At 45.4% G+C, this 9,667-nt stretch carries 12 protein-coding genes and 1 tRNA gene; 8 read left to right on the forward strand and 5 right to left on the reverse strand.

Annotated elements, in window-relative coordinates; translation table 11 throughout:
* The 3 genes from ACQY26_RS03285 to trxA form a co-directional block, all read right to left on the reverse strand.
* Positions 1–181 (reverse strand): dihydrodipicolinate synthase family protein (locus ACQY26_RS03285; protein WP_428047667.1); only part of this gene is annotated, 181 nt, incomplete at its 3' end.
* Entirely contained in the window at positions 171–1,043 is an 873-nt protein-coding gene (locus ACQY26_RS03290; protein ID WP_428047669.1) for a 5'-3' exonuclease, read from the reverse strand. The genes ACQY26_RS03285 and ACQY26_RS03290, both read right to left, overlap by 11 nt.
* Positions 1,044–1,178: 135 nt before the next feature.
* Positions 1,179–1,499 (reverse strand): thioredoxin, encoded by a 321-nt coding sequence (gene trxA, locus ACQY26_RS03295; protein ID WP_428047671.1) that lies wholly within the window; start codon positions 1,497–1,499, stop codon positions 1,179–1,181.
* A 168-nt stretch (positions 1,500–1,667) separates the two neighbouring features.
* On the opposite strand from trxA, the gene ACQY26_RS03300 reads away from it, so the two are divergent.
* The 8 genes from ACQY26_RS03300 to ACQY26_RS03335 all read left to right on the forward strand — a co-directional run bounded on the left by ACQY26_RS03300 (position 1,668) and on the right by ACQY26_RS03335 (position 8,530).
* Entirely contained in the window at positions 1,668–2,663 is a 996-nt protein-coding gene (locus ACQY26_RS03300; RefSeq protein WP_428047672.1) for a toxin-antitoxin system YwqK family antitoxin, read from the forward strand.
* Between the two features lie 2 nt (positions 2,664–2,665).
* A complete protein-coding gene (gene ispE, locus ACQY26_RS03305) occupies positions 2,666–3,568 on the forward strand; it encodes a 4-(cytidine 5'-diphospho)-2-C-methyl-D-erythritol kinase (protein ID WP_428047673.1) in 903 nt (300 codons plus the stop codon).
* Between the two features lie 2 nt (positions 3,569–3,570).
* Positions 3,571–3,909 carry a SpoVG family protein gene (locus ACQY26_RS03310; RefSeq protein ID WP_428047674.1) on the forward strand — a complete coding sequence of 113 codons (339 nt, stop codon included), beginning with the start codon at positions 3,571–3,573 and terminating at the stop codon, positions 3,907–3,909.
* Between the two features lie 48 nt (positions 3,910–3,957).
* Positions 3,958–4,028, forward strand: a tRNA-Gln gene (locus ACQY26_RS03315).
* 65 nt (positions 4,029–4,093) lie between these two features.
* Positions 4,094–4,747, forward strand: coding sequence for a Bax inhibitor-1/YccA family protein (locus ACQY26_RS03320; RefSeq protein WP_428047675.1), 654 nt, complete (start codon positions 4,094–4,096; stop codon positions 4,745–4,747).
* A 149-nt stretch (positions 4,748–4,896) separates the two neighbouring features.
* Positions 4,897–6,537 carry an acyl-CoA dehydrogenase family protein gene (locus tag ACQY26_RS03325; protein WP_428047676.1) on the forward strand — a complete coding sequence of 547 codons (1,641 nt, stop codon included), beginning with the start codon at positions 4,897–4,899 and terminating at the stop codon, positions 6,535–6,537.
* 14 nt (positions 6,538–6,551) lie between these two features.
* Positions 6,552–7,337, forward strand: coding sequence for an electron transfer flavoprotein subunit beta/FixA family protein (locus tag ACQY26_RS03330; protein ID WP_428047677.1), 786 nt, complete (start codon positions 6,552–6,554; stop codon positions 7,335–7,337).
* Positions 7,337–8,530: an FAD-binding protein gene (locus ACQY26_RS03335; RefSeq protein ID WP_428047678.1), complete on the forward strand. Its 1,194-nt coding sequence runs from the start codon at positions 7,337–7,339 to the stop codon at positions 8,528–8,530. Before ACQY26_RS03330 ends, ACQY26_RS03335 begins: the two co-directional genes overlap by 1 nt.
* Before the next feature lie 75 nt (positions 8,531–8,605).
* Here the strand turns inward: ACQY26_RS03335 and ACQY26_RS03340 are convergent, their stop codons facing one another.
* Complete coding sequence (locus ACQY26_RS03340) at positions 8,606–9,127, reverse strand: hypothetical protein (RefSeq protein ID WP_428047680.1); 522 nt, start codon at positions 9,125–9,127, stop codon at positions 8,606–8,608.
* Positions 9,128–9,212: 85 nt separating this feature from the next.
* On the reverse strand, positions 9,213–9,667 hold a 455-nt coding region (locus tag ACQY26_RS03345), incomplete at its 5' end, for a type IV pilin protein (protein ID WP_428047681.1).

Consider the following 9,667-nt stretch of genomic DNA (forward strand, 5'->3'; position numbering starts at 1 on the left):
TTATCTTCTCCTCGTCTGTCAGGCAGGGGGTCTCTCCTGTCGTACCAAGCGGCACAAGAAAATCCACACCGCCGGCAACCTGCCTGTCAACCAAGGCAGCAAAAGCTTCGTAATCTACCGCCCCATCCTTGAACGGAGTGACAAGGGCAGTTCCACATCCTCTTAACATATTATCTTTCATTATTCTGCAACAGCAAATTCTTAAATTCAAAACGATTGGCGAAAATTTCCAGTTCAGACTCCAAGGGATTTTTTACTGCGAAATCTTCAAAACTCAAGCCTAAAGGCAAATCGTCTTTTAAAGTTACAAGCTTTTCGGAAAGCAAAACGCTTTCCTTGGCGGCCAAAAGTTTTTTTATTACGCCGGGTTTGATTGCGGCGTCGCCCGCTTCCGCCGCTTTGTATATATCCGCAATATGCCCGAATTTATTTATAAGTTCCGCCGCGGTTTTGGGGCCGATACCCTCCGCTCCCGGAATATTGTCGGAAGCGTCCCCGACTATCGAAAGATAATCGCGCATATAAGCGCAAGATACGTTAAATTTGGACAGGCAGACTTCTTCAGCCTTATATTCTTCCTTGGCCGCGCCGGACCATATCTTTACGCCACCGCCGGCAACCTGATAGATGTCTTTATCCGAAGTTACTATTACGACATCCTTGCCGGATTTTTTGCCCAAGGCCGCCAACGTCGCCATTAAATCATCGGCTTCCGCGCCGGGCAAAGCCGCGATTTTAAAACCCATGGCGGAAACCAAATCCCGCGCCGTTTTAAGCTGGCTTACAAGTTCCTCGTCAGCCTTAGGACGGTTGGCTTTATAATCGGGGTAAAGTTCGTGGCGGAACGTAGGGCCTTTTGAATCAAAACAAACCGCCGCGTAATGCGGTTTTTTATCCTTTAAAAATCTTATAAGCCAATTGACAAAACCGTATAAAGCACCGGCTTCCTCGCCTTTAGACGTTCTTAATTTTGGCAAAGCGTGATAATTTCTGTGGAGAAAACCGTGTGCGTCAATAATAAAAAATTCTTTTGAAAAGGGCATAATTTATTTTTATGCGGCATAATCGGCGCATAAAGCGCGCAAATTGGAAAGGGAACCTCTAGTTTTGAAGGATTTTATCTTTGCCCGCTTGTTACGGCGGGCAAAGTACGTTCGGCAAGATTTATATTATAAATTTTATAAAAGAGCATCAAGCTGTTTTTTAAGCTCTTCTTTGCTCTGCAGTCCCATAAGCTGCTTCTTTAATTCTCCGTCTTTAAAGAAGAGGATTGTGGGAATGGAAGCTATGCGGTACTGCGTGCTTTTTTCAGCAGCGTCATCGGTGTTGATTTTACAGATTTTGGCTTTGCCTTCGTATTCGGAGGCGAGCTCTTCTATAACAGGGCCAAGCATTCTGCAGGGACCGCACCACGGCGCCCAAAAATCTACCAGCACCACGCCTTTATATTCCAAAACTTCTTTATCAAAAGTTGCGTCGTTAAGATGAATTTCGCTCATTATACACACCCCTGTAACTTAAATATTGTCGTCTTTATCTAAGAATATATCATTAGACCGCCGTTGTCAATAATCTATAAAAAAATATAATGATCTAATAAAGAGGACGCGCCGGGAAACCCTTTTCGGGCGTTATCAAAGGCATTTTTTGATATAATAAAAACAAATATGGATACAAAAGAACAAATAATAGCGATAGTCTTCGGCAATAAAAAGATGTTTTTTAAAGCCGCTTTGATTTCCGTAAGGGAAGCCGACACCCAAAGCACATCCGAACTGGAAGAAATACCCGACGGCAAAGTAAAGGAATATTACGCCGATTTGTGTATGGAAAAAACATACAAAAACGGCAAGCTTAAAAATTCCCTGACGCTTACCGGAAGAACGGAAAGAACATTCTCCGCGCCGGCGGAAGACAAATGCGGCGCCGCGTTCTTCGCCCAAGGGAAAACTTTTATAAGAAATATGCGCCAAAGGATCTTCTTTATAGACGGCGACCAAACAGGCTCGCAGGAACTGGACGAAAACGGTCACGTTTTAAGCGTTCAGGGCAAAGTGTTCAGCGGGGACGCGAAAGAATTTTATCCCAACGGCAGCGTAAAGAGAGAAGCTTACTTCAAAAACGGCCTGCCGTGCGGAACCGTAAAAACTTACGACAAAGAAGGCAGACTGATATCCCAGGAAGAATATAAAAACGGACTTAAGGACGGCAAAGCCAAACGCTTTAATTTTATCCATAATATCCCCACTGAAGAGCAGCTTTCTTACAAAGACGGTTTTTTACACGGAAGCAGAAAACTATTCGGCCCGGACGGGAAATTGCTGATGTCCGAAGAGTACCGGAACGGCAAACGCGACGGCGACGTAAAACATTTCAATTCGGAAGGTTCTATGGAAGTTAAAGCCGAATATAAAAACGGCAAAAAACACGGAAAAAGAATTTTCTATTACGCCAACGGGAACATTATGCACGAGGAGACGTTTTCCGGCGGGATGCTTCAGGGAGAACGGAAAACCTATGCAAAAAACGGACGCCTTACGCTGATAGAAACCTACAAAGACAATCTGCCGTGCGGGCCCAAAACGGTTTTTGACGCGGAAGGAAAAGAAATATACAGAGAATTCTATCAAAACGGAAAACTTATTGGCAGAGAGGAGAAATGACCATGGAAATATCCGTATTCGCCCCGGCAAAAATAAATTTATTTCTTGAAGTTACCGGCAAAAGAGAAAACGGCTACCATGATTTGGCTACGCTTTTTGCGAAGCTGGCCATAGGCGACGACATAAAAATATCCGCGCAAAGAGCGCAGGAAACAAAAATAGAATTAAAAATCAAAGGCCCTTTCGGAGCAGGTTTAAAAGCCGACAAAAGCAATTTGGCCTATAAAGCCGCAAAAGCTTTTTTTGAGCATTTCGAGATAAAAGCCGACTGCAATATTCGCCTTGAAAAAAATATGCCCCTGGGCTCCGGCCTCGGCGCGGGGTCTTCCGACGCGGCGGCCGTCTTAACCGGCCTTTGCAGTATGTTCAACATAGAACTCAACTCCAAACGCATGAAAGAACTTGTAAACATTGCCGCGAAATTGGGCGCGGACGTACCCGTATTTCTATATCCCGAAACTTTTTTTAAAGCGGAAGGAATAGGCGAAATACTTACGCCGGTAAAAAGCAAAATAAGCTCCCCATGGGTCATAATAGCTTATCCGGGAGAAGGCTCCGACACGACGGAAGCTTATAAAAGATTAACCCTGAATCCGCAAGAAAAAATCTTGACACATATCTCTAATCTTAATAAACTAATATATAGTATTGAAAGCGGTAGTCCTTTACATGACTATGCTAATCTTATTTACAATAAACTTGAGGACTCTGTTCTTCCGTACAAGGGAAGCGTCGCTCAGCTTAAAAGCGAACTTTTAAGCTTGGGTGCGCATTATGCCTTGATGTCAGGCTCGGGAGCTTGCGTATTCGCGCTTGTCCAGGATGAACAAAAGGCAAAGGGAATCGTTAAGAATATGTCAAAAGAAAACAGGACGCTTTTCTTAACGCATTTTTGGAGGACTTGAGTATGAAGATCACAGAAATAAGGATTCAACTTATGGGCGAAGAACGCCTTAAAGCGTTTGCCAGCGTAACATTTGATGATTCCTTTGTAGTCAGAAATATGAAAATAGTGCAAGGCGGCAAAGGGGTATTTTTGTGTATGCCTTCAAGAAAACTGCCGGACGGTTCGCATAAGGACATGGTTCATCCGATTAATCAAGATTTCAGGAAATATCTTGAAGAGAATATTATTAAAGCTTATCAGGAAGAGCTTGCCAAGAAGCCCAGCAGCGGAATTCCCTCCGAGCCGGAAGACAAAGGGCCCGATACGATAGAAGCCTGTTTGCCGGTTGCGGATAAATAACGTATAATATATTTACTGGAATTGGAAGTTTTAAAGTGTTCTGATTTTTTCCGGGTGGTGTAGCGGTAACACGTCTCCCTTTGGAGGAGAAATCCTAGGTTCGATCCCTAGCCCGGAAGCTTTGATTTAAACGGTGCGTCTTAAGGCGCGCCGTTTTTTAAAATAAAAAACGAAAGGAGTAAACATGTTTCAAACATTACTTTTAAAAACCTGCCTTATTTTGGGATGCTCGCTTTTTATAGCATATATCGGCAGCAGGCTTTCGGCCGGAATATTTCAGCGCGCGGTGCAAACCGGGGACGTAAACAAAATAAAAACAACCATGTGGACGGCCCTAATCGTAAACATAATCGCGTTTTTGCTGCTTTTGTTCTTTAAAACCAATTTGCTTTTAAGCTTCGTGTTCATGTTCGCTTTTACTCTTTCAAGCGGATTTACATTGGGTATTTATACGCTTTCAAACCCCGAAGTGGTGCAAAAAGCCACGCTTATAACGGCCCTTACCACCGTTATTACCGGCGCGGTGGCGAGCTATTCCGGGATAGATTTTTCCTGGCTTGGCAAAATTTTGTTTTTTGCGCTCTTGGCCGTAATAGTAATAAGCGTAATAGGCCTTTTTGTTAAGATGAAAAATTCCGTCAACAGGCTGATATCGGGCGCGGCGGTGCTTATATTTACAGGATACTTGCTTTACGACTTCAACCAGCTGGCGAAACTCAAAACCGTAGCCGCCGCCAACAACTGGAGCACGGCTTTGGATTTTGCCGTAAACATTTATCTTGATATCGTCAACCTTTTGATAAACTTGATAAGTTTAATGAGCAGTTCCAACAACTGATAGAGCGTTTTACTTTAAAGCCCCGGTTTAGGCCGGGGCTTTTTTATTTGCGCAGAACTGTCGATTTTAAAAACAAAAACCGTTTCGCACATTTGAGATTGTATTGCCAAAAATGATATTATATAAATAATCTTTTTCAGGAGATATCTATGTCAAAAATTGATGCAGTGTCCAGAGAATTAATGCTTGACAGTTTAAAGCATTACGCAAAAACTAAAATCCCCTTTGAGTTTATTCGCGAACATGACGCCAAGAACGAATTTCCCGCAGAGCTTATCAAAGATATGTACAGAAGCGACGTTCTCGGCGTTAATCTTTTATTAATACCGGAAGAATACGGCGGCCTCGGCGGAACTACTACCGACATATACAGAATATGCGAAGCCCTCGCCCGCGTTGATTTGGGTATAGCCACCTCGGTATTCGCCACCTTTTTAGGGAGTGACCCGCTATCGGTCGGCGGCACGCCGGAACAAAAAGCCTACTGGTTCAACAGAATGGCCAAAGAAAGCCTTATGGTTGCCTACGGCGCGACGGAAGCCGACGCGGGAAGCGACCTCGTTTCCTTAAGAACAAGGGCCGAACACGTAATTGAAAACGGCCAAATCAAAGGCTATAAAATTACCGGAAGCAAAATGTGGATTTCAAGCGGAGCCGTGGCGGATTTATACACCGTCCTCGCGCTCGCGCCGGGCGGCCCCAGCTGGTTCTTGGTTGAAAAGGGAACCCCCGGTTTCACCCAAGACAAACACGAAGACAAGCACGGCATAAGGCTTTCAAACACCGCCGGTCTTTCTTTTGACGAAGTGTACGTACCCGCCGCGAACTTAATCGGCGGAGTCGAAGGCAAAGGTTTGCTTCAGGCGCAGGCCGTATTCGGCTACACCAGATTAATGGTTGCCGCTTTCGGTTTGGGAGCCGGAGAAGAAGCGATAGAAACCGCCATCGATTACGCCAATCACCGCATACAGGCGGGCGGGCCTCTTTCCGAAAAGCAGGGCTATATGCTTAAACTTATTACCCCGCATTACATCAAATTTGAAGCCGCAAGGGCGTTTATCGACGAAACCGCTAAGAAGCTTGACGTAAACAATCACGGCCAAGCGACGGAAGGTTCCATCGGCAAATACTATGCGACCGAAGCCGGGAACAAAGCCGCGGAAGACGCCATACAGGCTTTGGGCGGCTTTGGATACACCAAAGAATTCGCCGTGGAGAAGATCAAACGCGACGTAAAAATCACCTGCATATATGAAGGCACCAACGAAGTAATGGAGATGACCATTTACAGAGGCCGCTGGCAGGAACATTTAAAGAGCAGAGGCGCGTATTACAACAATATCGCCGACGAAATGGACGCCATTCACGCAAAGAACCCGGAAGTCGGCGCAAACGTAATCGCCTTAGGTTTAAGAGCTTTGGCGACCGTCTTGGAAGAATGCCGCTTGCAGCGTTTGACCAGACATCAATATATAACCTTTAAACTGGGCGAGCTCATCGCCAACGCCGAAGTCGCCGCCGCTTTCTGCCGCGCAATCGGAAACGGCAAAATAGTGGAAGGCTGCAAATTCGACGCCGAAACTTTAAAAGCCATGTGCCGCGTAAACGCGAAAGAAACGGCTTATGACATCGCTTCAAGAGGAGCGAAACTCGTATTAAGCGCGGGCACCGCCGACGCGGCCGCTTTGCTTAACGCGACGCACTTCGTCCAAATAGAAGCCAATATGCACGGCTGTATTGAGGACTCCGATAAAGTATCGGCGAAACTCAGAGAGATTTTTAGAAAATAGGAGCTTCATCTTATATGAATATCATAGTTTGCATAAAACAGGTGCCCGATTCTTCCAGAGTGAAAGTCGATCCGAAAACTTCCACTTTGGTCCGTGCGGGCGTACCCAGCATTTTAAATCCTTACGACCACTTCGCTTTATGTCAGGCGCTTAAAATAAAGCAGAAAACCGGCGCAACCGTTACAGTTCTTTCAATGGGCCCCAATCAGGCGCAAAGCGTAATAAGAATGGCTTTGGCTTTGGGCGCGGACAAAGGAATTTTACTTTCAGACAGAGCCTTTGCCGGTTCAGACACATGGGCCACATCTTACGCACTTGCGACGGCGATTAAGAAAATAGGCTCCTACGATTTGGTTATGTGCGGCCAAATGGCCATTGACGGCGACACCGCCCAAACCGGCCCCGGCATCGCCTATCACTTGGGCATACCGCAAATAACTTTCTGCGATAATATCGATACCGCCGAAGGTAAAGTAATAGTTCGCAAAATAATAGACGGCGGACACCAAATTATGGAAGCGGATTTGCCCGCTTTGGTCACCATGACTATGCCTTTTGATTATGAGGCGTCTTATCCTTCTTTCCTCGGAGCTTTCCGCGCGCAGAACAAAGTTTCGCTGACGTGGACCGCTGCGGATATCGGCGCGGATCCCAAAAAACTCGGTTTGGACGGATCCCCTACCCGCGTGGACAGGATTTTCCCCCCGCCGGCAAGGCCCAAAGGCCAAATATTCAACGCCGGAGCTGGCGAATTGGCCGATAAAGTGCTTGAGATTTTAGCCAAGGAGGAAATAATCTAATGATACAGATTGCACAAAATTGCGTAGGCTGCGGCAAATGCGTAAGCGTATGCCCTTTCGGGGCTTTGAGCCTCGTTAACAGAAAAGCCGTCGCCAATTCTTCCTGCACGATGTGCGGCGCTTGCGTCAGCCAATGCCCGGTAAAAGCTTTGAGCCTCCCCCAAACCGGCGGAGCCGCAAAAGATTTATCCGCCTATAAAGGCGTTTGGGTTTTCGTGGAACTTTTAGCCGAAAGAGGCGTTTTGAAACCGCGCTCCGTCAGCTTGGAGCTTTTAACCAAAGGAAGAGAGCTTGCCAATCAGCTCGGCGAAGATTTATGCGCCGTCGTAATAGGCAAAGCCAACGGCGGTTATTTTGCAGAACTGGCCTCTTACGGAGCAGATAAAATTTACAATGTTGAAGGCCCCGGCTACGCCGACTACAACACCGAAGCTTATGCCAACGCCATGATTACGCTTATCAATAAATATAAGCCGAGCATAGTGTTGTTCCCCTCCACTTACGTCGGGCGCGATTTATCGCCCAGGATTTCTGCGGAGATTTTTGTAGGCTTGACGGCGGACTGCACCGGCCTTTCAATTAAAGAAGGCAACCTTATACAGACCAGGCCGGCTTTCGGCGGGAACATTATGGCGGACATCAAATGCCCCAATCACCGCCCGCAAATGGCTACCGTTCGCCCCAATGTAATGCCTAAACAGGTAACCGCGCCGGGTAAAGTCGCTCAGGTTATAAACGAACCTATTGCGGTAAGCCCCAAAGCGGCGAAGGTAAGAATTATCAGCAAAGAAATAGAGCCGAATCAGGAAGTTGAAAAGCTCGACGAAGCCAAGATTGTAATTTCCGGCGGAAGAGGTTTAAAAACCGCCGAGAATTTTGAAATCTTGAACGAGATTGCGGCGGAACTCGGCGGAGCGGTGGGAGCTTCCCGCGCTGCCATTGACGCGGGGTGGAAGCCTAAAAACCACCAAGTCGGCCAAAGCGGCGTTACGGTTAAACCGAAGCTTTATATGGCTTGCGGTATTTCCGGCGCGATACAGCATACCGTCGGCATGCAAGACAGCGATATCATAATCGCCATAAATAAAGACGCTTCCGCGCCTATATTTAACTTCTGCAAATACGGCATTGTGGGCGACGTGCACCAAATACTGCCCAAAGTATTGGAAGGCATTAAAAAAGCCAAGAAATAGCTAATTTAAGGCTTTTAAACAAGATTAAACCCCCGTTAAAGAAAGCGGGGGTTTTGTTTTGAGATAAATATAAATTTATTTGATATTGCTGGCGGCGGAAGCGTTCACGGGATTTTTAGCGGCGGATTGTGAAATTTTTTCAGCGTCACTTTTAACCAAATTTTCCAAATCTTTAAAAGCTTGTACAACCGTATTAATTATATCCTCTCTGTAAACGCGGGCGTTAGGATAATAAAAATTTCTGTAAACCCATTTGTTATTAAAAAACTCTTCTTTTACACGCGTCAAATTATATTTATTGAACACTTCGCAATTTAACAGTTTCCTTGCTTCATTTTCATATTTTTCATCTTTCACACGAAGGGCAAACGTCAGCCATTCAGGTTTAAATAAAATGTAAAAATAAGGATGATTTACGTCCTTTTTCCATATTTCAATGTTTTTGCTTCTATTATTATCTTTAATTGTTTCAGTTCCCTTGCTATACCCTGTAAGCCTTTTAATCACTTCACATGCCAACTCTTCATTTTTTCCAGTAAAAATATTTTCATATATTTTCCTCTTTACAGTTTTATTTTTCTCGTGAGGGCCGTACAATGCCAGAAGTTATTTCCTCAAAAAAAAGGGGAAGCCGTTAAGCCTCCCCTTAGGAGGGTACTATATGTATAGTACCAAAGCTTTGTTAAGACTGGCTTGGCGTTCCACCCGTGGCTGTTTGTAAACCCAAGGAAGCGCAAATACCAGCTCTATCCGCTGATTCCGCACAAGTAACTTTACCGGTATAATACTCTCTAGTAAGAGTATACCCGGCGCCATTACCGCCTTTTCTTGTAGCTGTTACTTTACCGTCGGCTGTAGTCGTTCCCGAAACTTCCATTTCAAAGTTATTAGTATTCCATGTCGCACCAGCAACAGCAGATCCACCAGAAAGATCATAGAACTCAATATCTAATTCCGACAAAACCTCTGGATAGGTATTGTCTGAACGAACCAATCTCGCTCTTTCCATAGCGGCCGCCACAGAACCCATAACTGATAAGGCCTCAGTTGATCTGGATTTTTCCACCGCTTTGAAGTACTGCGGCAATGCCACAGCCGCCAATATGCCGATAATCAATACTACTACCAGCAATTCTA

Origin of the sequence: Candidatus Proelusimicrobium excrementi, assembly GCF_937881865.1 — a bacterium.
Classification (GTDB): Bacteria; Elusimicrobiota; Elusimicrobia; order Elusimicrobiales; family Elusimicrobiaceae; genus Proelusimicrobium; species Proelusimicrobium excrementi.

Bases quoted from the DNA above. Each gene is read 5' to 3' on its own strand.
- ACQY26_RS03290 (WP_428047669.1), bottom strand. From the start codon at position 1,043: ATGCCCTTTTCAAAAGAATTTTTTATTATTGACGCACACGGTTTTCTC.
- trxA (WP_428047671.1), bottom strand. From the start codon at position 1,499: ATGAGCGAAATTCATCTTAACGACGCAACTTTTGATAAAGAAGTTTTG.
- ACQY26_RS03300 (WP_428047672.1), top strand. From the start codon at position 1,668: ATGGATACAAAAGAACAAATAATAGCGATAGTCTTCGGCAATAAAAAG.
- ispE (WP_428047673.1), top strand. From the start codon at position 2,666: ATGGAAATATCCGTATTCGCCCCGGCAAAAATAAATTTATTTCTTGAA.
- ACQY26_RS03310 (WP_428047674.1), top strand. From the start codon at position 3,571: ATGAAGATCACAGAAATAAGGATTCAACTTATGGGCGAAGAACGCCTT.
- ACQY26_RS03320 (WP_428047675.1), top strand. From the start codon at position 4,094: ATGTTTCAAACATTACTTTTAAAAACCTGCCTTATTTTGGGATGCTCG.
- ACQY26_RS03325 (WP_428047676.1), top strand. From the start codon at position 4,897: ATGTCAAAAATTGATGCAGTGTCCAGAGAATTAATGCTTGACAGTTTA.
- ACQY26_RS03330 (WP_428047677.1), top strand. From the start codon at position 6,552: ATGAATATCATAGTTTGCATAAAACAGGTGCCCGATTCTTCCAGAGTG.
- ACQY26_RS03335 (WP_428047678.1), top strand. From the start codon at position 7,337: ATGATACAGATTGCACAAAATTGCGTAGGCTGCGGCAAATGCGTAAGC.